Here is a 26,995-nt window from a genome sequence, read left to right as displayed (position 1 = left end):
CAGCGGTATGTTTGGGAATGACTGGGATGATGTACTACGGGAAGAGGTCGAAAAGCCTTACTTTAATGAATTAAGGTATACGTTAGCTCGAGAGTACAAGTTACATAAGGTATATCCTCCAAAGGAAGATTTGTTTTCAGCACTCAAATTAACGCCATATCATCTGACCAAAGCGGTTATATTAGGGCAGGACCCATACCATGGAGAGGGACAAGCTCACGGCTTGAGCTTTTCGGTTAGACCCGGTGTGCGTACACCGCCGTCTCTACAAAATATATACAAGGAGCTGCGCGATGATGTCGGCACTCCCATTCCGAATCAGGGATACCTCGTTCCTTGGGCGGAGCAAGGTGTGCTGCTGCTGAACAACGTGTTGACCGTGCGCGAAGGACAACCGCAATCTCATCAGGGAATAGGTTGGGAACGTTTCACGGATGCTGTCATTGAAGCGATTAATGAACGTGAACAGCCGGCAGTGTTCATTTTGTGGGGGAGCCATGCTCAGAAAAAAGCAAGCTTCGTGAATACCAGCAAACATTTGGTGCTGAAATCTGCTCATCCGAGTCCATTGGCGGCTCATAGAGGTTTTTTTGGCAGCAAGCCTTTTTCACGTACCAATGCATTTTTGCAAGAGCATGGAATGGAACCGATTCGGTGGGAGATTCCTAACCGCTAGCACGGGAGGTGAGGACATGCGTCAATGGAAGGGACGTCAGGTCATTTTATATCACGGCAACAATGGTCATACCCAGAAGGTGCGCGGCACACTTGAAAAATGGGATGATATACGAAAATGCGTTATTTTGGGCCCGAAAATGCTGGCTATTCCTTTTGAAAATATTACGCATATTACCATGCTTCCTCCGGGACGTGAGCGTAAAAGCCGCCAGCCAGCGAGGCTGAACGCTTTCGGTTATGTAATGAATGTTCCGTTACAGTTTGATAATGCCATTCATTTTCAGTCGGCGGTGACGATTTGGAGAGATGATCAACTGATTGCTTATAATGTAAAGCTGGTTAGTCACTCGGCAGACCATGTGACTCTTGAGGATGGACAAACCTTATCCAAGGCAGAGCATTTATTTGTAGTGAGGTCACTGCGTGGCGAACTTTAACTGTTATAATTCACCTTTTTTTGATGAAGGGTTCAATTTAGTTAGCTGCTTACCGATAAAAGATAATGGGATTGTTAATAATATCCTGTTTTATAGAATGAAACCAAGGGAGAGAAACGAATGGAGCGTATGAAACGTATGAGCAAACGGAGTACCTTCTTACTTGCTTTGCTGATGTTTGTATTCGCAGCATGGCCAGCAGGTTTGATCCGGGCTGAGGAGAAAACGACCTCCACAGTACAGTGGGACAGTCAAAATCCAACCACAATCAATCTGGGTGGAAGCCCCGCTCAATTAAAAGTGTGGTCTGTGACGCAGACTGGTAAAACGGATGTAACCGAAGAAGCTGAATGGATCTCCGGGGACTCAAGTATTTTAAAGGTAGAAAAGGGACTCATTACCCCAGTGTCCAAAGGGCAGATTAAGATTGTTGCCACATATGGTCAGAAAACGGTAAGTACGACGATTACGGTAAAATCGCCTTACAGCAAGTTGCAATTCAATCCGACGGGTCCTCTGAATCTGACTATTGGCGGAGAATCGAAGCAACTGACTGCTCAAGGTGTGCTTAGCGGAGGTGGCACGGAAAATGTGTCCGGCGTGGAATGGACCTCCACGAATGAAGCTGTTGCTACCGTAGAAAATGGACTTGTACGTCCTCTTGCCAAAGGCGTGACTTATATAAAAGCCGCCAAAGATGGCCTTAATGCTCAATTGATCGTGTATGTGCGCTCTTCATCCCAAGCACTGGTACTGAGTGAGACTGGCTCCAAATCGGTCTATATGGGGAGCTCCCCCATTCAGGTTACTGCAACCGATGTGAACCTGACTGGCGGCAAAACAGATGTGACCAACACAGCAGAATGGACTTCCTCTAATTCGCTGGTTGCCACTGTAGAGCAAGGGAAAATCACACCGATGGATGTAGGGAATTCGACCATTACAGCTTCCTATCATGGTTTGAGTAAGACTCTGAAGATTAATGTACTTCCAACTGTCGAAAAACTGGTCTCAAGCAAAGCCAGTCTGGCTCTTGAAACTGGCAGCAAAACATCTCTTCCGAGTATATCTGCTTATTTGGTCAATGGAGCCAAAAAAGCAGTTCAATCCGATGTAAAATGGAGCTTAAGCAGTGAGAGTGCAGTCAAAATTGCAAATGGTAAACTGGTAGCAGTAAACCCAGGTAGTGCAACATTGACAGCGACAGTAGGTGCGCTCAAGCTGGACATTCCAGTGACCGTACAATATAAGGTTCTTAAGCTGACGGCTTCTGAGAAAAAATATGTATTGGTTGCAGGCCAAGAAACGAGTATTCCGACTGTAAAAGCACACATGGCTGGTGGCGGAGTACTGGATGTGACCAACCAGGTAAGCTGGGTAGCTACAACAGCGGCAGTTACAGTGGGAAATGGCAAAGTAAAAGCGGTGAGTGGTGGAAACTCGGGAATCAAGGCAATGTATATGAATAAATACGTGAAAGTGCCTGTCATTGTGGAGGGAGCCATTTCTACATTGACACCAAGTTTTTCGAATGCTGAGATGAATTTGAAGGGAAGTAAGTCCATCAAAGTCGTCGGCAATTATACAGATGGTAAAAAAGTTACCCTGAGCAGCAAAGTGAAATGGACAACATCGAATGCTTCTGTAGTGGTCGTAAAAGGGTCTTCCATTAAAGCTGTTGGAATTGGAACAGCAACCATTACGGGTACGTACCAGGATAAGTCGTTTAACGTGGAGATTAAGGTTACACCTAAGTTGCTTAAGCTGGTATTGAGCAATAAAAACCTGAAGCTGCCTAAGGGCTCATCTCAAGTGCTTAGCGTGAGTGCAGTTTATGATTCAGGCGCGACTGCGAATGTGACCAATTCAGCGGTGTGGACATCCTCCAAACCGTCGATCGTACAGGTTACAGCTGGTCAGGTGAAGGCCTTGGATAGCGGAAGCTCCAGTATTAAAGTAGTCTATGGTGGTAAGAAGGTAACGACGTCTGCCAAAGTGTTAAAATAGTCTACGTACATTGCCACATCTGGCGTATACCAAACAAATAAACCCCCGGTCCAAAGACCGGGGGTTTTATTTTCAGCTTATTCTACGCCGTCCTGATAATGATTTTTCCAGTGCTTATCGCCTTTGTGCGCGAAATCTTCAACTGTTTTCTCCAGAGTAGCTACTAGTTGGGCTTTAATCTCAGCGATTGTGTCACGAAATAATCTTTCTTCCGTACCGTTGATTTTTTCACCATATAAAGCTTGAGCAGCTACAAATTGACGATGTTGTTCTACAAAACTGTCAATCGAATGCAATGCATGCTCCACGTATTGTGAAATGCTATGATGCTCGTTAGGCAGTTGTAATTTTAATTCTTTAACTCTGTTTAATAATGCCATGATGATCACCTCGTGCGTTTTGTTATGTCAATAATTATACATCATTTTCGGAAAAATTTCATTAAATTTCGGTTAAATTGTGACTTTTATTATGTCATGATTGCATTTTCAATGGTGATCAGTCCTAATCTCGGAATTTTGTGCTTTTTTCTTGGTATCGTGATTTCAAAATTTAAAATATATGATACGAAGACAATGTAAGAGCAGGCTGCGACAGCTGTCTTTCTGACATGCTATAATGGGGAAAAAGCCCAGTCGGAAAGGTTGTCAGTATGGTATGAAGCTTTTTAAAGGTTTATTTTGGGGAATTCTGATTAGTCTTCTCCTGTGGTGCGCCTTGTTTGGGCTTGTCCGCTGGATGACTCATTAAGTCGTTCTCTGTATCTTATACAATAACTCTTGCGACTGTATCCACGTCATTAACGGAAATCGTATATACGTGTTCGTCATCGTAGAGCTTGAATTGCTGAGTTTCTTGGTCAGATAGGAGCTTAGGCCAGCCAATTACGGTATTTCCATTCAGTAACCGGATTACAACAGCTTGCATTTGGCTCACGGCCAGTTTGATCTCATCGTTCATTCGTACAACCTCCTCTCTATACTATTTGTCGTCGGATATTTAACCTTTTTTTATAGTCGGTAAGGGGTTACAAAAAATAAAATCTGGGGATTACCTTAGCTGAAGGTCATTTACTGGAATAGCTTGAAAGGAAGAGGGAAATTGAAGAAAAAGTTGCTAAGTTTTATAGCCTTAGTGTTGCTAGCTGTGGGAGCGTACTGGTTTGAAGGAGACAATCTTTTTACGAAAATAACAGGAGAGAACCCGCCTTCATCAGCTCAGGTAACGCTGCAATTTCCGTCAGGTCGTTATCCTGAAACGGCGCAGCATATTAAGGAAGCCATTCAAGCGGGAAAATCACCAGTATGCACAATTGACCGGGAAGGAGCCGAGCAAAATCGTCAGCATTCACTTGCGGGTGTTCCTACTCGTAAAGGGTTTGATCGTGATGAATGGCCGATGGCTATGTGCTCAGAAGGGGGTAAGGGTGCAAATATCAAATACATAGCTCCTAAGGATAATCGTGGGGCAGGATCATGGGTCAGTCACCAGTTAGATCAGTATGAGGATGGGACTCGTGTAAAATTCGTTATTAAATAGTTTTTGATTTAGTGTTTTTACCTTTTAGCTCCTTAGATGTTTCCTGTTTGGCTTTAATCAGCGCCAAAAAATCAAAAAAATCACCTAGTGTATTGAAGCCGGCACCTAATATGGCCAGGTCTTCAGCAGATAGTTGATCTAACCATTCCATTTGCTTAGCGTCAAACATATTATCACCGCCAACCCTTAATAATGTATAGTATGTAGTGGCGGCAACGAAGGTCAGGGCTCTGGCATACCTTTTAAGTATGCCTGTTTTTTGTGCAGAGGATGTGTAAAACTCATGTTAAAATTTAATTTTTATACTAAAATCGTTTCCATCGTTATCGTATTGCTGATACCTGTGCTGCTTCTGTATGTCTACTCTAATCAGACAACGACAGGCGTATTACGTGAAGAACTGAATCAATCCAATTATAACCAGCTGACTTTTTTTCAAAACCAGGTGAATACGAATATTGAAATGATTTCCTCCTGGCCGCATCTGCTGATTCATGATCCTGATGTAGCCAGTTTCCAAGCAATTTTTTTAAAGGATAAGACTCTCAACCTGGATGGAATTAACCTTGTCAAGCGGATTCAAACCAAGCTTGGGCTTCAGGAAAGCTCTTCGAACTGGAGAACAGGGCTGAGTATATATTCTCCTTCGCTTGGACGAGTTGTATCGGAGAATGGAGCCAGTTATTATGATCAGAAGAAATTAAGACAATCGATTACAAACGGCTGGCAGGTATCTAAAAAAAGAGTGTACGGTAAGGATCAATTTATATTTTCATTGTATACCTTATCCCCGTTTTCCTCACTAGCCAATCCAGAAACCGCTAACACAATTATTAAAGTGGAATTCGATAGCAGCAACATTCAGGACATGCTTGACCGCTTTAAAGGCGATGGGCGAAAGGAGCCTTTTTATTATAAAAAAGGTGTAGGCGTGATTTACAATCGCTCTGCAAATGAAGAATTGTCAAGCCAGCTGATTGCGAAACTGGAGAAATTGGGATTACATGAAGTTGATAATTTGACCGTGAAAATTGGAGAAGAGAGTTACCTTGTTCACGCCGTTCTTTCGCAAACAACAGGTTGGTATTTGATTGACTACATGCCTTTGTCCGATATGATGTCTCCGATTTATTCATCTAACCGACTATTTTATCTAACCGTTGTTGGCTCGCTACTGGTGGGGATCATTGGTGCTTATCTTCTTCACTCACAGGTACAAGTTCCGATTCTCCAGCTTGTGCGGGCGTTTAGGAGATTAAAGGATGGAGACTATGCTGTTCGTTTGAGTCCTAAGGGTAGTCATGAATTTGCATTTCTGTCACGTCAATTCAACCTGATGGTCGAACAGATTCAAGAGCTGTTTGAGAAGGTTTACGTTGAGAAGCTGCATGTAAAGGAAGCTCGTCTAAAGCAGCTCCAGTCTCAAATCAATCCCCATTTTTTTTATAATTGTTTTTCCTTTATTACGAGTATGGCAAAGCTGCGCAATCATGAGGCGGTCGTGGCTATGGCTCATAATTTGTCCAAATATTATCGCTATACGACAAGACAGGAAAGAGATTTGGTTCCTTTATCGGATGAAGTCGAGTTTGTACAATATTATTTGAAAATTCAGCAGATGCGTATGCCACGGTTAACGTTCACTATTGATATTTCTTCACAGGCGAGTAGTCTGCTGGTTCCACCGCTTGTATTGCAACCCCTGGTGGAAAATGCAGTGCTGCACGGAATAGAACCTCAGGCGGAGGAGGGGATCATCCGTATTATGACTGAGTGCATCGGCTCATCCATGTACTTGATTGTGGACGATAACGGACTCGGTTTGAGTGAAGAGGATATAACATCCTTGACATTAGCACTTGAGAAGCCTGTGGACGAGAAAAGTGGCTATGGTTTATGGAATGTGCATCAACGAATGCGATTACATTTTGGTGAAAACGGCGGGCTGGAATTCTCGTTGTCTCCGTTGGGAGGATTGAGAGTGATTTTAAAATGGCCACTGTCAATGGAAGAAGGGCAGGAAGACGGGGTGTTCCATTCTTCATCAAATTCAAGAAATAGTAAATTGGAGGATACTGATGGTTCAGATATTATTAGTCGATGATGAGAGCTATGTTACCGAAAGCCTGGCGGCTACCATACCCTGGGAGTCATTGGGAATTGAGAGGGTACATCAAGCAGCTTCAGCCTTGGCAGCAGTAGATGTGCTGGAAGCGCATGATATTGATATTCTGGTTACGGACATTCGTATGCCTGGCATGACGGGATTAGAGCTGATTGTTGAAGTAAACGAACGTTGGCCGCACATCCGAAGTTTATTACTGACAGGCTATGCTGATTTTGAATACGCTAAAAAAGCGCTCCAGCTTAAGGCTTTTGATTACATATTAAAGCCGGTGGATGATGATGAGTTTATCAAATGTGTGTCAGCTGCTATGGATTCGCTAAAGGAAGAATGGGAAGCATTTGACAAGGTTCATCAATTACAATACAGTCGCAGGAACGATTTCGGTGTGCTGCGCACTCATTTGATGCACGATTTGTTACTCGGGCGTGATTTGACTGTACAGAAAATAACGGACAAAATGTCCGAATATGAAATCAAGCTACGTACAGAACATCCTGCCAGTATGCTGCTTATTCAGTTGGGCAAGCATTTTTCTGATATGGATTATCACTCAGTGTCCTTAATTGAGTATGCGATTGGAAATATTGCAGAAGAAGTGTTTGCTCCTGATTTTCATGTTTGGCATTGCAAAGCGCCACATGATTGCCTAATCGTGTTAATTGAAGGAAATTGGGATTTATTTGCTGAAAGGACTGTGGATGAACAGAATCATTTTTTGCGTGCAGCGATTGAGACCTTTCGAAAAAATGTGAGCAATTACTTGAAAGGTGAAATTTACGTCACATTAACGAATTGGTTTCATTTCCCGGATGAGCTGCCTAAGCTATATCAGACAGCAATCAGATCCTTATATTGGAACCAACAGGAGGAAACGAATCCACTGCTATTCATAGAAGAGCAGACAGAACAGTCACATAGCTCAGTGAAGTCGCTGGAGGGTCTTTATACGCACCCTACGCTTACTCATCTGCTAGAGTCCAGGCAATGGGAAGAGGCCGAAGCAAAAGTAAGCCGTGTATTTGGCAAAATGGAAGAGGCAGGTTATACACGCGAGCATTTGTATGAACTGTTTATTTCGGTAACGAGCGCCTTTATGTATACAGCTCACAAACAAGGACGCTTCATTACACAAATGGACCAGGTAGGCTTCGATCCGTTACATGCGCAGAAATTGGTTCATTCGTTTCCCCACCTCAAAGAGTGGATATTTTCCATGATGAACAAGCTTAAAGCCGAGTGGTCCGCAAGCGAGCAAAGCGCCAAAAGCTATGTGGTCAAGCAGGTTCAGGAGTTGATCGCTCAGGATAAAGGACAGGAGCTGTCTGTTAAGACGATTGCCGATCAGGTCTATCTTCATCCCGTCTATTTGTCCAAAATCTATAAAGCCGAAACTGGGGAAGGCCTGGGAGATTATATTATCCGAATGAGAATGGAACGGGCTCTTTATTTGCTCAAATATTCCAACAAAAAAATATATGAAATAACAACTGAACTCGGCTATCAGAATCCCCAATATTTCAGCAAGATGTTCAAAAAACATTATGGAATGACTCCGCATGAATTTCGGGACCAGTAAAGACGAATGAGTAAAGATCAGTTGGGAAAGGTGCAGAAATATTTATTTTGTGACATAGGCTGCTAAGAAAAGCCCTCTTATAATAAAAGAGTAGAAAATGATTTTTAGAGGGGGAACAAGATGCGAGTTCATTCGAAGAAAAAGCTATTGTCGTTGCTCGCCGCAACTATGGTATTAGGGGTTGGCCTTGTGGGCTGCTCAGGTGCAGGAAATGATGGGAATGCGGACAGTACAGCTAAAACTGAAAACGTATACAAAGAAAAATACAACCCAGAAGTTACAATATCCACGGTATGGGGTGTAGATCCCGCCTTAAAATTTAAAAATGGCGAATCTATCGAAAATAACGTTGCGACGAAATGGGCCAAAGAGAAATTTGGTATTAATATAAAATCACTCTGGTCTGTCACGGATACAAACGGTGCGTTTGCTACCAAGCTGCGGTTGGCGATGTCCTCTGGTCAGGAGATGCCTGATGTCGTTGTACTGGGAACGGAGAATGAGCAGCTGGCCCAGGATATGATCGATTCCGGTATGTTCGCTGAAGTTGGCCCGTTGTTTGATAAATATGCTTCGGATTCTTGGAAGCAGGCCATGAGTCAGGATACGAATGTATGGAATCAGTATAGCCGGGATGGTAAAAAAATGGGTATCCCTGTGCTTGATTTCGCCTATAACCATGATTATGTATTGTGGGTACGACAAGATTGGTTGGATAAGCTGGGGATGAAGGCTCCTGAGACGATGGATGATCTGGAAAAAGTGATGGATGCCTTTAAAAACAAAAATCCGGACGGATTGGCTCCGGACAAAGTGACCCCGCTCAGCATCGGTTTCAAAACATCCATGAACACTTGGATGGGTGACCCATCCTGGATTTTCGGGGCTTATGGCACACTACCCCAGCAGTGGAACAAAGGTGCAAACGGCAGCTTGGAATATGGCTCTGTCCAGCCTGGCATGAAGCTGGGTCTGCAAAAACTGAGCGAGTGGCTCAAAAAAGGATATATCCCTCAGGAAGCAGCATTGTGGGATGAAAATAAAACATCAGAACCTACAGTTGCAGGGACAGCCGGGATGATTCCTGGGCCATATTGGATGAGTGGATGGCCGCTTCAAGATACGGTTAAAAATGCGCCGAGTGCTGTATGGAAGCCGATCAAGATTCCAGCCGGACCTGACAACAAAGCTATGCGTCATGGAACGCAGTACACCAATGGTGTCGTACTCATCAACAAACAAATGCAGCATCCTGAAGCCTTCTTCACATATCAAAATTACTTGTTTGATCATTATGCAAATGCCAAACCGGACGGTGATTTGTCGAATGGGCTGTTTAAGGGCTACGATTATGATTTAGATGCCAATGGAAAGCTGGTGTCTATTGATAAAATACCGGGTGGTTATGTAAACTCTATTCGTTATTTGCTGGTTCGTGATGGTGCACGTATCCCTGATGCCCAAATGAAGGCTTTGTTAAGCTTGGCTGACGGTGCAGAACCGAAAACCAGACTGGAGAAAGATGTAATGGTGAATTACGGGAAAGACACTCCCGCAGCGGCCAAAGTGCTTATGGAACAAAAGGATATCTCTATGAAAGATCAGTTTACAGGACCAACCACGCCAACGATGAAGGCTAAAAAGGATTATCTCGATAAGATTGAAAGCCAGACGTTCAATGAAATTATTTATGGCAAACAGCCGATTTCCGCTTTTGATACCTTTGTACAGACGTGGAAAGCCGCTGGTGGCGAACAAATTACAAAGGAAGTAAACGAATGGTATAAGAGCGTCGAAAAGTAAAAGTTGTCGATGGTGTAAAACAGATTGAAAAAGGCTGTCCCAAGGTGGACAGCCTTTTTACTTCAGCTTCATATGGATTAAATAAAAATGATTGCTTTTGTGCCATGTATGTTGGTTTTTTGAACTGTTGGGACTGCGAAAACGCTTTTATAATTGAGGTATACCATGAGAATTACAGGAGGAACTGCAATGAGAAGTCTGCAACGTACGTGGCCATTTCATATCATGCTGCTGCCAGCCATCATTTTCTTAATTGTATTCAGCTACATTCCAATGGGCGGCATCGTGATGGCCTTTCAAAATTACAAACCTTGGCTAGGCATAACTGGTTCTGAATGGGTTGGACTGGATAATTTCCGCTTTTTGTTCCAACGGGAGGACAGTCTTCAGGTCGTATGGAATACGCTGATTATTGCTGTGTTAAAGATGTTTTTCAATCTGCTGGTTCCGTTTGTTTTTGCTATCCTGCTGAATGAAATTCGCAAGGTCGGACTTCAGCGCTCCATTCAGACATTGGTGTATCTGCCACACTTTCTGTCCTGGGTAATCTTGGGTGGCATTCTGATTGATCTGTTGGCTACTGACGGATTTATGAACCGGATTCTTGGAAGTATAGGAATCCAGCCTATCTTCTTTCTGGGAGATAACAACTGGTTTCGTTTTACCGTCATTGTATCGGACATATGGAAAGAGTTTGGCTACAATACCATCGTATTCCTCGCTGCACTGGCGGGTATCAATCCTTCGTTGTATGAGGCTTCTGAAATGGATGGAGCGAGCCGATGGAGACAGACGCTGCACATTACTGTACCATCATTGATTCCGATGGTGGTCGTTGTTGGGACGCTTGCCCTTGGTAATGTTCTGAATGCTGGTTTTGACCAGATTTTCAACCTTTATAATCCGCTGGTATACCAAAAAGGCGATATTATTGACACATTCGTCTACCGGACAGCATTGATCAATGGGGAGATGGGCTTTGCTACCGCCATTGGATTGTTCAAATCCGTTATCAGTATGATTCTCATTCTGATATCTTATCGGCTTGCTTACAAATGGGCAGGTTACCGCATATTCTGATTCCACGAGGCTGAAAGAGGGAGAGTCATGTATCATAAAACAACGCCATACCGCATTTTTAATGTGTTCAACATTTGCTTGCTTGTGATATTGTCTATCATGTGTATCGTTCCACTGATCCATGTGTTGGCGGTATCGTTTAGTGCTAAATCAGCAGCAGATGCCAATCTGGTTGGACTGTGGCCAGTGCAATTTTCTTTAGAAGCCTATAAGAAGACGATGAATAACCCAATTTTTCTGCACTCCATCTGGATTTCCGTCTGCCGAACTGTCTTGGGAACCGGCTTGACGCTGCTGATTACCTTTTTAGCTGCTTATCCGCTTTCGAAGGAAACCACGGTGTTCCGTAGTCGCAACATTTATTCATGGCTGTTTGTATTTAGTATGATTTTTAACGGTGGTCTGGTTCCATTTTATATGGTTATTCAAAAGATTCATCTTATGGACAGCTTCTGGGTACTTGTATTGCCAGGAGCGGTCAATACATTTCTGGTCATTCTTATGCTGAACTTTTTCAGAGGTATCCCCAAAGAGATGGAAGAGGCGGCATTGATCGACGGAGCAGGGCATTTTCGGACATTGTTTAGTATTTTCTTACCGATATCCATGCCTTCCATTGCGACGATTGCGCTGTTCAGTATGGTATTTCATTGGAACTCATGGTTTGATGGTCTGCTCTATTTGAGCAATGCAAAGGATTATCCGCTGGCGACGTTCCTGCAAACTGTAATTATACAGAAGGATATGAGCTCCATGAGCATGAGTCCCAAAGAGATGGAATTACTGTCTCAGACGACGGTTAATGCAGCACAAATTTTCATTGGTGCAGCGCCTATTCTTATTGTATATCCATTTTTACAAAAGTATTTTGTTAAAGGTATGACGTTAGGTTCCGTCAAAGAGTAACAGAACTAATACAAGGAGATGATTTACAGTGACATATCCAAACATAACCAAGTACCCTCCCATTAGTGAGCGAGTTCCGCGTATGCTGCATGGAGCAGACTATAACCCGGAGCAATGGCAGCAATATCCCGAGGTGTTAGCGGAGGATATCCGCTTGATGAAACTAGCCAAATGCAACGTAATGTCTGTCGGCATTTTCTCATGGGTATCCTTGGAGCCTGAGGAAGGTGTATTTACGTTTGAATGGCTGGATCGTATTCTGGATTCGTTTGCTGAGAACGGAATCTATGCGTTTTTGGCCACTCCGAGCGGAGCAAGACCAGCCTGGATGTCGCAAAAATATCCCGAGGTGCTGCGTGTAGGGGTTAACCGTGTCCGTAACTTGCACGGGTTTCGACATAACCACTGTTATACGTCGCCTGTATACCGGGAAAAAGTACGTATCATGAATACGAAGCTGGCTGAGCGATATGCTAATCATCCTGCTGTTATTGGCTGGCACATTTCCAATGAATTTGGTGGAGACTGTCACTGTGATTATTGTCAGGAGGCGTTTCGCACTTGGGTGCAGGATAAATATGGTACGCTGGATCAGCTTAATCATTCATGGTGGACAACATTTTGGAGTCATACAGTTACAGATTGGAGCCAAGTCGAATCTCCAGCACCTCATGGTGAAACGCAGGTTCATGCCATGAATTTGGACTGGAGACGGTTTGTAACCGAACAGACCGCAGATTTTATCAAGCATGAGATTGTGCCGCTTAAGGCTGCAAATCCGGACATTCCAGTCACAACCAATTTAATGGAGTTTTTCGAAGGATTGAATTACTGGAAGTTTGCTGATCTGCTCGATGTTATTTCCTGGGATAGTTATCCGACCTGGCATGACCGTGAAGGAGATGACAGCCGTCAAGCTGCAAGAGTGGCTATGATGCACGATATTATTCGCTCCATTAAAGGTGGGAAACCTTGGATGCTCATGGAAAGTACGCCAAGTTTGACGAACTGGCAAGACGTTAGCAAGCTGAAGCGACCGGGCATGCATCTGCTATCGTCTTTACAGGCTGTGGCGCACGGCTCAGACACTGTTCAATATTTTCAGTGGCGGAAAAGCCGCGGTTCGAGTGAAAAGCTGCATGGTGCGGTCGTCGATCATGTTGGTCATGAGCATACTCGGGTATTCGGGGACGTGACAGATGTCGGTCATGCGCTGGAAAAACTGGAGGAGGTGATTGGTACATCCGTACCGGCTGAGGCCGCAGTCATTTTTGACTGGGAGAACCGTTGGGGAATCAACGATTCACAGGGACCGCGGAACAAAGGGGTGAAATATGAGGAGACAGCTGAAGCACATTATTTGGCATTGTGGGAGCAGGGAGTGCCAGTAGATGTCATTCATATGGATGCAGATTTCTCCAAATATAAACTTTTGGTCGCTCCGATGTTGTATATGGTCCGCAGCGGTGTAGGGGAGCGCATACAGAAGTTTGTCGAAAATGGCGGCATTTTCGTAGCAACCTATTGGTCTGGCATTGTGGATGAACATGATTTGTGTTTCCTTGGAGGCTTTCCAGGGCCGCTTCGTAAAACGCTGGGCATCTGGTTGGAAGAAATTGATGGATTACATGATCACGATCGTAACTACATTATACCGATTGAAGGCAATGAGCTGGATCTACAAGGGGAATATGAAGCTGTTGAATTGTGTGATCTCATTCATACGGAGGGTGCAGAGGTACTGGCTAAGTACGGGACAGACTTTTATGCAGGACGTCCGGCTTTGACGGTGAATCGTTTGGGACAGGGAAAAGCTTATTACATCGCATCACGCAACACCGGACTATTCCATAGTCATTTTTACAAGAGTTTAATTGATGAGGCAGGTCTCAGTAAAGCACTCGATGTGCAGTTGCCACATGGAGTGAACACAGCGATTCGTACCGATGGAGTTCATGATTATATTTTTGTAATGAATTTTACGCATGAGCCGCAAGAGATTACACTGGATGGACGAACTTATACGGATATGCTTGAAAATCTTGTGATAGCAGACAGCAGCGTTCAATTGGGTGCCTATGCTGTTAAGGTTCTAAAGACAGAGCGCAATAATTAGACACGTTATACATGTGATCGCCGCTGATTCCCGAGTGAGGGAGCAGGTGGATTGGCCAGAGGCAATGTGAGTATACAATTTAGATAGGGGATGACTTATGAAAACAGGTAAACGTACTATGGTATTTGCGATGTTGATCTTGTTATCCAGCTTTTTGTACCCATTGGGCTCTGTGGGAGTGGGTGCGGCTTCGGCCGCCCCTGCTTTCGCCAAAGGAGCAGATATAAGCTGGGTCGCAGGGATGGAAGCCCAAGGTATGACCTGGAAGGATAAAAAAGGGGTTCGCCGGGATGTGCTGCAAATTTTACGGGACGATTATCAGATCAATTCGGTTCGTATTCGAGTGTGGGTAAATCCTGACATGAAGGATTATGCAAGCGGATACATGAATGCCGAGAAGGCAGCAGAACTTGCGCAGCGAGCTCAAAAGTTAGGCATGAGCGTTATGCTGACCCTGCATTATAGCGATTCATGGGCTGACCCAGGACAGCAGAATAAGCCTTACGCATGGCGCAATTTTACATTTACACAACTTATGGATGCGGTCTGGTCCCATACCGTCTATGTTATGAACACGATGAAGAGCAAGGGTGTGACACCGGATTGGGTGCAAATCGGCAATGAAACGAACAATGGCATGCTCTGGGATGACGGCAAAGCCTCAGTGAATATGAAAAACTATGCGTGGCTCGTCAATACAGGGAATAACGCTGTTAAATCCGTAAGCAGCAGCACCAAGACGATCGTACATTTAGCTAACGGGGATAACAGTTCCGTTTTAAACTGGAACATTGGTGGACTGATTGATAATGGAGCTCAGTTTGACCTTATTGGACTGTCTCTATATCCGTCTTCCTCTGACTGGCAGGGTAAGGTGGATCAGACGATTACCAATGCCAATAGCCTCATTGCGAAATATGGTAAAGGCATTGTTATCAGTGAAATCGGGATGGAATATAATGAACCTGCTGCTTCCAAGGCATTTATTTCCGCAATCAAAACGAAGGTGCGGAGTATCGGAGGCGGTAAAGGCGTGGGCGTATTTTATTGGGAGCCAGCTGCAACCCCAGGTTATAATCAAGGCTATAACAAAGGTGCTTGGCAGGCTGACGGTAAGCCAACCTCAGCGTTGGAAGGCTTTTTAAACTAAAGAACGATGTAAGAGCATATCAAAGAACCTCTAATGCGCATTCTATGCAGATTAGAGGTTCTTTGTTTTATGATGATTGGGTAGTTATAATGTTTAGACTTCCCGGTTTACCTTGAAGAATGAAATAAGCTCTTCCAGCTCCCCGGACATCAATGTAAGCTTGTCCGAAGCTTGGACAATCGAAGCCATAGACTCTGTCTGTTCCCCAATGGTTTGTTCAATTTGTTTGCTGCTGTTGACTGTTTTGCTAACTGTGGAAGACAACTCGTCCGAGGTAGCTGACATTTCCTGCGTGCTGGCCGAGATTTGCTCAGTTGCACTGGATACCTCCTGGATTTGTGACGACACTTTGTTGGACGCTTCTAAAATTTCAGAGAACATTTCGCCTGTCTGCTTCGTAACTTCCAGTCCGACGTGAACTTCTTTTGTACCCAGGCTAATGCCTTTTACAGTTTGTTCAATCTCTTTTTGAATTTCTTCAATAAGCTCTGCAATTTGTTTGGCGGATTCTTGAGACTGTTCAGCCAAATTACGCACTTCTCCAGCTACTACTGCAAAACCTTTGCCTTCTTCGCCGACTCTGGCAGCTTCAATCGAAGCGTTGAGGGCAAGCAGATTCGTTTGGCTGGCAATACCGGTAATGATGCTTACAATATTACTGATTTCGTTAGAACGGTTCTGCAATGCATTAACGGAATCAACTGTACTTTCCATTGTAGTGGAGATAGAATCCATCTGAGTGGATAGCTTTTGAGCTACCTGATTGCCTTCAACGGAGCGCTTTTCCATGGAATAAGCTTGATCCGCAACAGAAGAGGAGCTTTCAGCGATGGTTTGGATCACTGTAGACATTTCATTCATAGCCCTGGAGCTTTCAAGTGCTGCGTGATCCTGAGCCTCAAGCCCCTGGGTTATTTCCCGGATATTGCTGTTAATGACGTTTGTATTCGTACTGTTTTTCTCGCTGATGCTTAACAATTCCTGGGCTGATCCCGTTACTTCTTGCGTCGTATCCTGTACTTTCACCATTGTATCGTTAAGGCGCTTGATCATAGAATTAAATTTTTGATTAATAATACCAAGGTCGTCTAGTCCTGTCTTAATTTTTACATTCAGATTACCCTCGCTGACTTCTTCAATTCCCTTCATCAAGGAACGAATTGGGGAGAGCGTGCGTTTTACCAGCAAGTATTGAATCGTCAAGAAGATAGCAAGAAACAGAATGAGCAGTGAAACACCATATACAAGCAGCTTATGAAGACCCGTAGGTACAGAGCTCGCATCTACGTCAAAGTAAATTGCACTTGTGACTTTACCACTTGCATCTGTAATCGGGTAAACAATCGTAGTCCATGTGCCATATTCGTCCGTATAAAAGCTGCTCAATGCTGATTCATTGGATTGAAGCACTTTATTTACGGCTTCTGCATTTTCGTCAGGCAGAGTGTACATATCCCCAATATTCATCTTCGAGTCTTGGAAAGCTTGCACCAAATTAGTGGGAACGCCAATAATGGAGGTTTGATTTCCTTCTTTTAGTTCTGTCCCAAATATGTAAGCTTGGGCGACGTTAGGATAAAATGTGTGAATAGAATCTAGAAATTTACGTAATTCCTGTTGAACAGAACCGTTATAATCTTTTTCGCTTAATGCTTGTTGTACTTTTGTTTTGTCAACATCTTCTGCCCATTTTTTGGTCAGCACTTTAACCTGATCTTGCAGCTGCGTGGTGAGAATGTTCTTTTGAAGTATATAGCTAGATGTGATAAGAATAGCACCTATTAATACGATGTTAAGAAAAGATATTAATAGATTTTTACCAAAAAAGGACATAGTGCTCCACTTCAAGTTTTTCACAAGTTTCTTCTCCTTTAAATTTTAATTTAATGCTACAGTACAGCTATCCCTTATATATTTCGTCAATTTCCTTTATAAATGTTAGCGAATTATTACAATTGGGATATACTTACTGATGGATAATGAAAATAATGATGAGAACCAACAAATTGTATGGAAGCTTACCAAAAATAAAAAGCGGCAACCCACATGCAATAAATGTAGGTCGCCGCTTGCTAGCAAGACAGGATAGCTGGTTTCAACTCAAATACAACTAAATTACTTTATTGTTTGAACAATATTTAAAAAATAAGATAAATGCGGGCGAACGAATGCCCTTAATCATTATATATAACAGTCTTTCGCTGAACGTTGAAAGCTTTCTGTCATTATACAAGTAGTGAAATGAGCAGAGGGAGCGAAATAAGCGATAATACTGAGCTTATAACAAATGCAGATGCCGCTTCTGTTTCCAGTGATTCATAGCGGGTCGCGATCATAGCGGCTACAGCAGAGCCGGGAAATGCGACAAGCAGTACGGCTTTGGTTACATCCTCAGGGGACAGTCCGATCAGAACAGCAATACCGAGCATAACCATAGGCATTACGATCGCTTTCAGCACAGCGATACTAAGTGCTTTTGGACTGAACGTAATCTTTTTAATCCCAATAGTTACCCCAATAGCAAATAGAGCCGTACCCGCAGTAATATTGCCGATTTGGTCAAACATAGATTGCAAAAGTTTTGGAGCTTGGAATCCGCATAAAGTCAATACAACACCAATCAAGGGTACGCAAGCCAGCGGTTCACTGAGTCCATGAAGGACAGATTTTATAGTGACTTTAAATAAATTGCCTTTTGTGTCGTCAGATTGTGTTGATTTGCGCTGGCCGACCGTTCCCAAAATACTTGCAAGTGGATCAAGAATCGCATTAACAACGATGCCGGTAATCGCAATAGGAATGGCGACTGCCGCACTTCCGAACAAGCTTCCCAAAACGGGAATCCCCATGAATGCAAAAGAGGGCTGTGTCGAATTCAATGCGAACATGGAGGATTCTGTCAGGCCTTTTTTTGCAATCAAGCGATATAAGATGAGCAATACAATATAAAAGCCAATCACCCCAAGCAGCAAAGCAACAAGAAAGGGCCACTTTTGGATTAACGTCTCTCGTGGTGTCGTCGTAATACCAATAAACAAGTGTGCAGGTAAAGCAAATTTGGTTACCAGTGTATTTAGTCCCTTAGAAGAAGCTGGGTTAAAGGCCTTAAAAAAACCTGCAAAATAACCAATTAAAATGACAAAGAAAATAGGAATTAAAATAATAAAAATATGACCTGTAGCCATGATGTCGCCTCCAATAAAGATGTCCGCCAAAAATGGCGGACATCAGTTAAATAATCACTTTGCTTACAGCAAGTATAAATTTTGATGTTGTTCGCTATTTTTAAACCAGAACGGCTTCCTGTCCATACTGTTTAATGGGTTTATATTTGCATTCCCACATGGATTCCCGAACCGCTTGTACGATATCATCCGGCTGATGACGCGCTACTCCATCTTGAACGGCTGCCTTGGCGACGGCCACTGCTACAGCTTCAGATACTTCTCGCAGTTCGTTGATTTTTGGCAGCAGGGAAGCACCAGGCTGTGACAAATCAACCATTTGAGCTACTGCATGGGCAGCTGCTGCAAACATGCTATCTGTTATAATTTTGGATTTTACTACGATTGCTCCAAGACCAAGACCCGGGAATACAAAAGCATTGTTGGATTGCCCAATTTCAAACGTAATATTGTTGTAGATTACTGGCTCAAAAGGGCTTCCTGTTGCAATAAGCGCTTTTCCTTCAGTCCAGTGGATCAGGTCTTCAGGAGTTGCCTCCGCCAGAGGAGTCGGATTGGACATTGGCATAATAATAGGGCGTTCTGTATGCTTGGCCATCTCTTTCACGATTTCCTCACTAAATGCTCCAGCAACACCGGAAGTTCCGATCATAATCGTCGGTTTCACGCGGCGAATAACTTCAAGCAGAGGGATTTTGCCATCTTCAGCATGCTCCCAGTCACGGCATTCGGCAGCATCACGCACATAAGGGACCTGGAATGGCAAAAGTCCTTCCGTTTCATTGGTAAGCAGGCCACGGTAATCATATGCCCAGAAGTTACGTCTTGCTTCAGCTACTGACAATCCTTCCAGCATCATGGCCGCACTAATTTGGTCTGCATTGCCGATTCCGGCAGCTCCTGGACCAAACACTAAAACCCGATGCTTGCTCAGAGGGATTCCGGACAATTGGACACCAGACATCACACCTGCAAGTGTAACTGCACCAGTGCCTTGAATGTCATCATTAAACGTTAAAATATTATTTCCGTACTTATTAATAATATTCCGAGCGTTAACGTTACCTAGATCTTCCCAGTGCAGCAGTGCGTTCGGGAAAGAAGAAAGTGCAGCTTGAACATAAGTATCAATAAATTGATCATATTGTTCTCCACGTACACGCTTATGACGATTCCCCATGTATAAAGGATCTTCTAACAGCTTTTCATTGTTTGTACCTGCATCCAGCACAACGGCCAGTACCCGGCTAGGATCAATACCAGCAGCGGCTGTATATACAGCAAGCTTACCAATAGAGATGTTAATACCGCCAACTCCCCAGTCCCCAATTCCCAAAATACTTTCAGAATCTGTGGCTACGATCAGATCGATATCATCAGGACCCAAGTTCAAATTTTTAAAAGCTTCTTTGATGCCAGCAAGATTATCAATAGATAGATACATACCGCCCGGTTTATGATATTCATGACTGTATTCCTGAATAGCCTGACCGACTGTTGGTGTATAGACAATCGGAAGCATCTCGCTCAAGTGCTCGGAAAGCAAACGATAATAAAGGACAGTATTCCGATTAAAAAGATCATTTAATGCAACGTTTTTACGTAAATTATCCGGTTGGCTTTGAAATTGCTCATACACCCGTTGAACCTGTTCCTCAATCGTTAATATGGTAGGAGGAAGGAGGCCGTCAAGTCCAAGTTGCTGACGTTCTTCCAGCGTAAAAGCCACTCCTTTGTTCAGCAGTGGGTTGGCAAGAAGATCTTTTCCGGTTAATTTGGTTTCGATAGTTCCATTTTCCGTAACATGAAAAGCGCGCATTTCCAATTCCTTCTTTCTAAAAAAATACATTCGGTTAATCCTTGAACAATTCGTGAACAAGTATACGCCTTATTTTAAACCAAGTGAACAAGTATGTTGTGTGAAAAATGGTTATATAAGTGTTTACATAAGAAAAAATATGAAAATGAAAGCGGTTTTCAATGATTTTCAAATGAAAAATTCATTGAATTTTCATAATATTTTCGGTAAATATTCAATAAATGTGACTTTTTTCATAGCTCTTATAATTTGATTGAATGTGTATAGAGGAATAGCTCAACTTCATTTTTCTATAAATGAAGTTAAGCTATTTTTTATTATAAGGGATAATTGAGGCTTAAAATCTAAACGTTTGGTGGCTGTCTATTTAGTGGATAGTCAGATATTTAATTCTCCGATTCGGTTAACGGCTTCATTAGCGCCTGGAGCAGAGCGTTGCATCCAGCTGTTGCGCCATTTCAATTGCATGATAATGACGAGGACAAAAGCACAGAATGTGATCAGACTTAGACAGATGAAGCCAGGCATGTAAGAACCCGTTAATTTGTACAGATGGCCCAGAATAAGAGGAAGACAGTATCCGCCTATGCCACCAGCAGCCCCGACGATGCCGGTCATAAGCCCGATTTCGTTGCCGAATCGCTGCGGCACAAGCTGGAATACGGAGCCGTTGCCAGCCCCAAGGCACATCATGCCTACGAACAGCAGAACTACGACTACGGCAAGTGGTGGCAAAAATGCTATGCTGGCGAGCATCATCCCGGCCCCGGCATACAAATACATTAACATGCGAGAACCACCAATCCGGTCAGACAAAAAGCCGCCTACAGGACGAAAGAAGCTTCCGGCAATCACACAAACGGTTGCAAAATCAGCGGCATGCACCGCAGAGAGGCCGTATTGGGTATTGAAGAAAATGGTCAAATAATTAGAAAGGCCGACGAACCCACCGAACGTCACGCAATAAAAGGCACAGAACACCCAGGCATCCCTCTGTTTGAGCACCGAAGCATATTGCGCCAGACTTTTTGGTACTGGGCGATGAGGGCTGTTGCGGGCAAAAATACTGAACAGAACAAAGACGATGAAAATTGGGATAATGGCCAATCCAAACACGACCTCCCAACTGCCAAAATGTTGGGCAATACGGTTGGCAAACAAAGTTGCGAGGACGGTCCCGCTGTTGCCGGCACCGGCAATTCCCATGGCCAGACCTTGATGCTCTTTGGGGTACCATTGGCCAGCCAACGGTAGTGCAGCTGCAAATGAGGCGCCGGCCACACCCAGAAGCAGGGCGACAGTGTACAACTGCTCCAGCGAATCAACCCACAGCCAGCCGAGCAGGAGAGGAATGATCGTGATAAGCATACCGATCTGTCCCGTGAGCTTCGGACCGATATAATCTGACATGAATCCAAGCACGAGTCGCAACAGAGAGCCGCTGAGTATCGGGAGAGCGACAAGGTTGGCTTTTTGTACAGGGTCCATTGGATAATCATTAGCAATGACAACGACCAACGGTCCAATCATTCCCCATATCATAAAGCTAATATCAAAATACAAAAAAGAGCCAAAAAGGGTGGGCTTGTGTCCGCTGTGCCAGAAACTTTTTTTCTTCATTCTCCATCTCTCCTGTTCTTATTGGGGTTTGTAGAGCTCAGGCCTTAGACTTCAGCCCTCTGCTGAACATAAAAAGCCGCAAATCGTCCCGTCATTGATATTGGGAACGTTTTGCGGCTTCATTGCCGTGTTTGACACACTTCATTGTGCATCGCTTGGGTATGATCACATGGTAGTGATTTTAATTCAAATTATAAAAAGACATTCTACTTGTGTCAATATACATAACATTAAAATTATAATAAATTAAAAAATAGGTTTAAATACAGGTTTCATGTATTGAATATTGACATAATACTCACAATTCAGTAATCTTAAGTACATATCGGTACAACGATGTGCCGACATTTACGGCAACGGTGCCCTTTTCCATCGAATGGAGAAGGGCTTTTTCTGTCTTATTTTAGGTTCAGAGAATGGGGCTGGATTAATTATGATAAAAAGACTGGTCGTCATCGGTAATGGTATGGCAGGCATCAAATGTGTTGAGGAAATTCTCAGTCTGGAGCCGGAGCGATTCCAAATCACAATATTTGGTGCAGAGCCACGTCCCGGGTACAATCGTGTGCTCCTGTCCAAAATGCTTCAGGAGGAGAGCTCGTTCCAACATATTGTTACCCATAGCTGGGACTGGTACGAAGAAAATGGGGTAAAGTTGCAAGCTGGTGAACGTGTGTGTCGTATTGATGTAGCAACCGGTATGGTGGAAACGGAATCCGGCATTCAAGAGCCCTATGACATTCTCATACTGGCAACTGGCTCTTTGCCTTTCATACCTCCCATTCCCGGAGTCCGAAAAGAGGGAGTAATCGCTTTTCGTGATGTAAATGACTGTGAAACCATGGCCAGATATGCCAAAACGTATCGCAAGGCCACCGTCATCGGAGGAGGGCTATTGGGGCTTGAGGCTGCTCAAGGCTTGCTGAATCTAGGGATGGAAACTGACGTTGTTCATAATGCGCAGTATCTGATGAATCGTCAGCTTGACCGTACTGCGGCTGTGCTTTTACAACGGCGGTTGGAGCAGCAGGGCATGCGGTTTCATTTGGCGAAGGATACGGTCAATATTATAGGCCGCAACCGGGCACAAGGATTGATGTTTGCGGACGGGAACAGATTGGAAACAGACTTGGTCGTGCTGGCGGTTGGTATCCGGCCCAATATCGCTTTGGCTCAGGACAGTGGTCTGACAGTAAACCGTGCCATTGTCGTGGATGATTATATGCGCACGAGTATTCCTGGTATTTACGCAGTTGGCGAATGTGCTGAGCACCGTGGAATTTCATATGGGCTGGTGGCGCCGCTATATGAGCAGGGCAAAGTGCTGGCAAAGGTGATTTGTGGTCGTGAAACGGCTCCTTATGAAGGGACGGTTCCCTATGCCCAGCTCAAGGTTGCGGGAATTCATGTGTTTTCGGCAGGAGACATTCGTGAAGAGGGAAACGAGATTGCGATCATGGAATATAACGGTATGCAGGAGATGTACAAAAAAGTGATGATGCGCGCTGGCGCTATTACTGGAGCGATTTTATTCGGGGATACGGCGGAAAGCACCTCGCTGCTTGGAATGGTACGGCGCGGCGCGCCACCTACAGGGCTTACACCTCAGAATAACAGCAAAAGCAAAGCAGAGGATGCTGCGGAAGCATTGCCCGAAGGAGAGACGGTATGCGCATGTAACGGTGTGAGCAAGGGGGATATCTTGCGAGTGATTGCCACGGATAAGCTGAAAACAGTCGAAGAGGTGAAGAGCCGGACCAAAGCGTCCGGTTCCTGCGGTGGTTGCCGGCCGCTAGTGGCTGCACTGGTCAAAAATGGTTTGTCCCGAGCGACAGCTTCTGGACCTGTGGTTACTCCGACTGCTCAAGAGGTTGTCCCTGTGTGTGGTTGTACGCATTATGATCATGATTCGCTTAAGACAGCGATGGTGGACGCAGTTTGTCGAACTCTAGAGGAAGTAGTATCTCGTCTCGGTTGGACCAGGCAGCAGGGCTGTGAATTATGTCGTCCTGCTGTACTTTATTATCTGGAATCTCTAGGTTTGCGGAACGGATCTGCAACAAATCAACTGGGAATAGGCGTTGCGCTTCAGCCCACCGTACCATACGAAGGGGAAGCGGGTTCTGTGGGCCTGAGTTTTACAAATTTGGATGTTGAACGTAGGGATTTTGTTGATCCTGCCCCGATCGATCAGGCTTCTGGTGGAGTGATCTGGCTGAGAGAGCGGCTGGCAGCAGTATGGGGCAGTCTTTCATTACCGTCACCAGTTGCGGTTGCTGTTAGTCCGGGTTCAGAGTATCCCGATGGCGTGCTTGTCCATGACATTGGAATCTCCCGATCTCCAGCAGGTTGGGAGGTTTATGCTGGTGGCCATGCAGGACATCCGGTTCGTCAGGGGTTGCTGCTTGGATTGGAGGAGAATCCGGAAGAAGTGGTGCTGATGGTTGTAACCTGCTTGCAAATATACAGGCATAGTGCTAGGTATGGGGAGAAAATGTGGGAATGGATTGAACGGACTGGCGTTCTAGCGCTGCGGGAAAGTGTGCTCGACGTTACTCTGCGAAGTGAGCTGACCGTTAGCCTGCGGTCCACCATGCTGACAGGTTAACGGATTGTGGGAGTTGTAGTGAATGGAGAGGGAAGGTGACTTTTATGTGTCAGTTAGGAGAAAACAAACTGGAAGCCGGTCAATACGTCCTCCCTGTGGTGGAGACACAGTGCCCATTTTGCAGCGTGCAATGTAAGATGACCGTTAGTACGGAAACGGAAGCACTCGCGGGTATCGTTCGAACGGTGTATAAAGCGGAAGGGAAACCTAATGCAGCCTCACAAGGCAGGTTGTGCATCAAGGGAATGAATGCGCATCAGCATGCAACTCATGCAGAAAGGCTGACACAGCCTCTCCTGCGCAAAGAGGGCAGGCTCGTTCCTGTCCCATGGGGAGAGGCGATGGATGCTGTAACTAACAGTTTCTCCTCGCTACTGTCCACGCAGGGTCCTGATGGAATCGGCATTTACGGCGGAGGCTCACTATCGAATGAAACGGCTTATTTACTTGGGAAATTTGCCAGAGTGGCTATAGGTACGCGCTATATTGATTATAACGGGCGCTTCTGCATGTCGGCGGCAGCATCTGCTGGTAGCAAAGTGTTTGGTATTGACCGCGGACTGACCTGCAGGCTGGCTGATATTCCGTTGGCTCGTTGTATTGTGCTTGCAGGTACGAATATCGCTGAATGTCAGCCGACGTTAATGCCTTATTTTCACCAAGCGAAGGAAAATGGTGCGTTTGTCATCGTAATTGACCCGCGCGCGACACCCACAGCGGCAATAGCCGATCTGCACCTGCAAATCAGACCGGGTACGGATGCTGTGCTGGCCAATGCCATGCTAAAGGTCATCGTGGATGAGGGATTGGTAAATGAAGAATTTATCCGCAAGCGGACCAACGGGTATGAACAGTTGTTGACTCATTTGGATGGGGTGGATCTGAACGAATCAGCTGCGCTGTGCGGAGTCGAGGCAGAGATGATCCGGCAGGCAGCGCGTGCCTTTGGCAGTGTGGAAACGGGTATCGTTTTTACTGCCAGGGGTGTCGAACAGCAGACGGATGGGCACATGGCAGTGCGTGCATTTCTTAATCTTGTGCTGGCCACCGGAAAGATTGGAAGAGAAGGGTGTGGGTATGGGGCCATCACAGGTCAGGGAAACGGGCAAGGGGGACGAGAGCACGGTCAAAAGGCTGACCAGCTTCCTGGCTACAGATCGATTGAGAATGAAGAAGATCGAGCCTATGTTGCGTCCGTGTGGGGAGTTGAACCAAGCAGCTTGCCGGGAAAAGGAGTGTCGGCCTATGAAATGATGGAACTGGTTCATCAGAGAAAAATCCAAGCTCTGTTCGTGATGGGCTCTAATCCTGTTGTATCTAACCCGAATGCCCGGTTGGTCGAGGAGGCGCTGAAAAAGCTGGATTTGTTGATTGTGGCGGATATGTTTCTCACTGAAACGGCGCGAATGGCCGACGTTGTTTTGCCTGTGACGTCTTATTTGGAGAATACGGGGACGATGACTAATCTAGAAGGCCGCGTTTTACTGCGGGAAGCGGTGCGGATTGCACCGGGCGAAGCTAGAGATGACTGGAGCATTTTATGCCAAATAGCTGCAAGGTTGAACAAGGGGAGGTACTTCGCATATAAGGATGCAGAGGATATCTTTGAAGAACTGCGTCTCGCTAGCCGAGGGGGACTTGCTGATTATTACGGTATTACTTATGATAGGCTGCGTCGCGAGGAAGGGGTGTATTGGCCATGCCCATCTATGGATGAAGCTGGTACGGATACGATGTTTCGGGAAAGTTTTGCTCTTTCCAACCGAAGGGCTGTTTTTACAGTGGTTGAAAGCTGTGGAGCAGGAGAGGAAATATCCGAGGAATATCCGCTTACTTTGACGAATGGCCGCGTGCTGGCTCACTATTTGACTGGCGCGCAAACACGCAGAAGTCCTTCGCTGGCCGCGCGTGAGATTGAGAATTATGTAGAAATTCATCCGCGTACTGCGCAGCGCTGGTATATCAGGGACGGGGAGTGGGTGGAAATAACATCCCAGCGCGGCAGCTTCACCGTCCGCAGCCGGATCAGGCCACATATTCGCGAAGACACGCTTTTCGTGCCCATGCATTGGGGCGGGACGCAAAATGTAAATCGGGCGACCCGTCCAGACCTTGATCCGTTCTGCCGGATGCCCGGCTTCAAGACGGCAGCTGTATGCATCCGTCCCCTCCGCCTAGCTGTAGCTGCAACCAGTGGACATAACGGGGAGTGGTCACAGTTCTAGAACAGGAAGGTGTGAGTGCATTTTCTTTTTCCTTGCATAAAAGGCCCGCCCCCTTTGCATGAGCATGGGGGCGGACCTTTTTGAGTAGTTCAGTTTATGTCCCGATAAATGCTGGACT

Annotated in this window: 20 protein-coding genes; 13 read left to right on the top strand and 7 right to left on the bottom strand. The window is 45.0% G+C overall.

Annotated features, from left to right (window positions below; translation table 11 throughout):
* The first annotated feature begins 7 nt into the window (after window positions 1-7).
* The 3 genes from HFD99_RS02430 to HFD99_RS02420 all read left to right on the top strand — a co-directional run bounded on the left by HFD99_RS02430 (window position 8) and on the right by HFD99_RS02420 (window position 3,122).
* The gene (locus HFD99_RS02430; RefSeq protein WP_016822424.1) at window positions 8-676 is read left to right on the top strand and encodes a uracil-DNA glycosylase; all 669 of its coding nucleotides are present in this window, start codon (window positions 8-10) and stop codon (window positions 674-676) included.
* 16 nt (window positions 677-692) lie between these two features.
* Complete coding sequence (locus tag HFD99_RS02425) at window positions 693-1,115, top strand: hypothetical protein (protein ID WP_016822423.1); 423 nt, start codon at window positions 693-695, stop codon at window positions 1,113-1,115.
* A 120-nt stretch (window positions 1,116-1,235) separates the two neighbouring features.
* Entirely contained in the window at window positions 1,236-3,122 is a 1,887-nt protein-coding gene (locus HFD99_RS02420) for an Ig-like domain-containing protein (RefSeq protein ID WP_025365234.1), read from the top strand.
* Between the two features lie 77 nt (window positions 3,123-3,199).
* On the opposite strand, the gene HFD99_RS02415 is transcribed toward HFD99_RS02420, so the two are convergent.
* Together HFD99_RS02415 and HFD99_RS02410 are read right to left on the bottom strand one after the other, a co-directional pair.
* Entirely contained in the window at window positions 3,200-3,502 is a 303-nt protein-coding gene (locus tag HFD99_RS02415; RefSeq protein ID WP_013371923.1) for a hypothetical protein, read from the bottom strand.
* 385 nt (window positions 3,503-3,887) lie between these two features.
* Window positions 3,888-4,082, bottom strand: a complete 195-nt coding sequence (locus HFD99_RS02410) for a hypothetical protein (protein ID WP_016822421.1) — start codon at window positions 4,080-4,082, stop codon at window positions 3,888-3,890.
* Window positions 4,083-4,223: 141 nt separating this feature from the next.
* Here HFD99_RS02410 and HFD99_RS02405 point away from each other — a divergent pair, with 141 nt between their 5' ends.
* The gene (locus HFD99_RS02405) at window positions 4,224-4,661 is read left to right on the top strand and encodes a NucA/NucB deoxyribonuclease domain-containing protein (protein ID WP_016822420.1); all 438 of its coding nucleotides are present in this window, start codon (window positions 4,224-4,226) and stop codon (window positions 4,659-4,661) included.
* Here the strand turns inward: HFD99_RS02405 and HFD99_RS02400 are convergent.
* Window positions 4,654-4,830, bottom strand: a complete 177-nt coding sequence (locus HFD99_RS02400; protein ID WP_016822419.1) for a hypothetical protein — start codon at window positions 4,828-4,830, stop codon at window positions 4,654-4,656. The two genes, HFD99_RS02405 and HFD99_RS02400, sit on opposite strands and share 8 nt — an antisense overlap.
* A gap of 114 nt (window positions 4,831-4,944) precedes the next feature.
* Here HFD99_RS02400 and HFD99_RS02395 point away from each other — a divergent pair, with 114 nt between their 5' ends.
* The 7 genes from HFD99_RS02395 (at window position 4,945) to HFD99_RS02365 (ending at window position 15,420) form a co-directional block, all read left to right on the top strand.
* Window positions 4,945-6,765: a sensor histidine kinase gene (locus HFD99_RS02395; protein WP_045244407.1), complete on the top strand. Its 1,821-nt coding sequence runs from the start codon at window positions 4,945-4,947 to the stop codon at window positions 6,763-6,765.
* On the top strand, window positions 6,740-8,365 hold the full coding sequence (locus tag HFD99_RS02390) for a response regulator transcription factor (RefSeq protein WP_039276118.1): 1,626 nt from the start codon (window positions 6,740-6,742) through the stop codon (window positions 8,363-8,365). The genes HFD99_RS02395 and HFD99_RS02390 overlap by 26 nt, the downstream gene beginning before the upstream one ends.
* Window positions 8,366-8,485: 120 nt before the next feature.
* On the top strand, window positions 8,486-10,168 hold the full coding sequence (locus HFD99_RS02385; protein ID WP_045244408.1) for an extracellular solute-binding protein: 1,683 nt from the start codon (window positions 8,486-8,488) through the stop codon (window positions 10,166-10,168).
* A 189-nt stretch (window positions 10,169-10,357) separates the two neighbouring features.
* Window positions 10,358-11,248 (top strand): ABC transporter permease, encoded by an 891-nt coding sequence (locus tag HFD99_RS02380; protein ID WP_016822416.1) that lies wholly within the window; start codon window positions 10,358-10,360, stop codon window positions 11,246-11,248.
* Window positions 11,249-11,275: 27 nt separating this feature from the next.
* Window positions 11,276-12,154: a carbohydrate ABC transporter permease gene (locus tag HFD99_RS02375; RefSeq protein WP_016822415.1), complete on the top strand. Its 879-nt coding sequence runs from the start codon at window positions 11,276-11,278 to the stop codon at window positions 12,152-12,154.
* A gap of 28 nt (window positions 12,155-12,182) precedes the next feature.
* Window positions 12,183-14,270 (top strand): beta-galactosidase, encoded by a 2,088-nt coding sequence (locus tag HFD99_RS02370; protein WP_167440793.1) that lies wholly within the window; start codon window positions 12,183-12,185, stop codon window positions 14,268-14,270.
* 97 nt (window positions 14,271-14,367) lie between these two features.
* A complete protein-coding gene (locus HFD99_RS02365; RefSeq protein ID WP_016822413.1) occupies window positions 14,368-15,420 on the top strand; it encodes a glycoside hydrolase family 53 protein in 1,053 nt (350 codons plus the stop codon).
* 93 nt (window positions 15,421-15,513) lie between these two features.
* Here the strand turns inward: HFD99_RS02365 and HFD99_RS02360 are convergent, their stop codons facing one another.
* From HFD99_RS02360 to HFD99_RS02345, 4 genes are all read right to left on the bottom strand, one after another.
* Entirely contained in the window at window positions 15,514-17,277 is a 1,764-nt protein-coding gene (locus HFD99_RS02360) for a methyl-accepting chemotaxis protein (RefSeq protein WP_019687983.1), read from the bottom strand.
* A gap of 368 nt (window positions 17,278-17,645) precedes the next feature.
* The gene (locus HFD99_RS02355; RefSeq protein WP_016822411.1) at window positions 17,646-18,605 is read right to left on the bottom strand and encodes an AEC family transporter; all 960 of its coding nucleotides are present in this window, start codon (window positions 18,603-18,605) and stop codon (window positions 17,646-17,648) included.
* Window positions 18,606-18,705: 100 nt separating this feature from the next.
* Window positions 18,706-20,424, bottom strand: coding sequence for an NAD-dependent malic enzyme (locus tag HFD99_RS02350; RefSeq protein WP_123797374.1), 1,719 nt, complete (start codon window positions 20,422-20,424; stop codon window positions 18,706-18,708).
* A gap of 378 nt (window positions 20,425-20,802) precedes the next feature.
* On the bottom strand, window positions 20,803-22,044 hold the full coding sequence (locus tag HFD99_RS02345) for a nitrate/nitrite transporter (protein WP_123797373.1): 1,242 nt from the start codon (window positions 22,042-22,044) through the stop codon (window positions 20,803-20,805).
* 433 nt (window positions 22,045-22,477) lie between these two features.
* On the opposite strand from HFD99_RS02345, the gene nirB reads away from it, so the two are divergent.
* Together nirB and nasC are read left to right on the top strand one after the other, a co-directional pair.
* A complete protein-coding gene (gene nirB / locus HFD99_RS02340) occupies window positions 22,478-24,652 on the top strand; it encodes a nitrite reductase large subunit NirB (protein ID WP_123797372.1) in 2,175 nt (724 codons plus the stop codon).
* 44 nt (window positions 24,653-24,696) lie between these two features.
* Window positions 24,697-26,877 (top strand): assimilatory nitrate reductase catalytic subunit NasC, encoded by a 2,181-nt coding sequence (gene nasC / locus HFD99_RS02335; protein WP_123797371.1) that lies wholly within the window; start codon window positions 24,697-24,699, stop codon window positions 26,875-26,877.
* Window positions 26,878-26,995: the final 118 nt, after the last annotated feature.

It is taken from the genome of Paenibacillus sp. EKM301P, assembly GCF_011800295.1.
Lineage (GTDB): Bacteria > Bacillota > Bacilli > Paenibacillales > Paenibacillaceae > Paenibacillus > Paenibacillus polymyxa.
Note: the sequence above shows the minus strand (reverse complement) of the source record. Positions and strands in the feature narration are given on the sequence as shown.

Bases quoted from the DNA above. Each gene is read 5' to 3' on its own strand.
- HFD99_RS02375 (WP_016822415.1), top strand. From the start codon at position 11,276: ATGTATCATAAAACAACGCCATACCGCATTTTTAATGTGTTCAACATT.
- HFD99_RS02420 (WP_025365234.1), top strand. From the start codon at position 1,236: ATGGAGCGTATGAAACGTATGAGCAAACGGAGTACCTTCTTACTTGCT.
- nasC (WP_123797371.1), top strand. From the start codon at position 24,697: ATGTGTCAGTTAGGAGAAAACAAACTGGAAGCCGGTCAATACGTCCTC.
- HFD99_RS02395 (WP_045244407.1), top strand. From the start codon at position 4,945: ATGTTAAAATTTAATTTTTATACTAAAATCGTTTCCATCGTTATCGTA.
- HFD99_RS02385 (WP_045244408.1), top strand. From the start codon at position 8,486: ATGCGAGTTCATTCGAAGAAAAAGCTATTGTCGTTGCTCGCCGCAACT.
- HFD99_RS02415 (WP_013371923.1), bottom strand. From the start codon at position 3,502: ATGGCATTATTAAACAGAGTTAAAGAATTAAAATTACAACTGCCTAAC.
- HFD99_RS02410 (WP_016822421.1), bottom strand. From the start codon at position 4,082: ATGAACGATGAGATCAAACTGGCCGTGAGCCAAATGCAAGCTGTTGTA.
- nirB (WP_123797372.1), top strand. From the start codon at position 22,478: ATGATAAAAAGACTGGTCGTCATCGGTAATGGTATGGCAGGCATCAAA.
- HFD99_RS02350 (WP_123797374.1), bottom strand. From the start codon at position 20,424: ATGCGCGCTTTTCATGTTACGGAAAATGGAACTATCGAAACCAAATTA.
- HFD99_RS02425 (WP_016822423.1), top strand. From the start codon at position 693: ATGCGTCAATGGAAGGGACGTCAGGTCATTTTATATCACGGCAACAAT.
- HFD99_RS02380 (WP_016822416.1), top strand. From the start codon at position 10,358: ATGAGAAGTCTGCAACGTACGTGGCCATTTCATATCATGCTGCTGCCA.
- HFD99_RS02345 (WP_123797373.1), bottom strand. From the start codon at position 22,044: ATGAAGAAAAAAAGTTTCTGGCACAGCGGACACAAGCCCACCCTTTTT.
- HFD99_RS02390 (WP_039276118.1), top strand. From the start codon at position 6,740: ATGGTTCAGATATTATTAGTCGATGATGAGAGCTATGTTACCGAAAGC.
- HFD99_RS02430 (WP_016822424.1), top strand. From the start codon at position 8: ATGTTTGGGAATGACTGGGATGATGTACTACGGGAAGAGGTCGAAAAG.
- HFD99_RS02365 (WP_016822413.1), top strand. From the start codon at position 14,368: ATGAAAACAGGTAAACGTACTATGGTATTTGCGATGTTGATCTTGTTA.
- HFD99_RS02355 (WP_016822411.1), bottom strand. From the start codon at position 18,605: ATGGCTACAGGTCATATTTTTATTATTTTAATTCCTATTTTCTTTGTC.
- HFD99_RS02400 (WP_016822419.1), bottom strand. From the start codon at position 4,830: ATGTTTGACGCTAAGCAAATGGAATGGTTAGATCAACTATCTGCTGAA.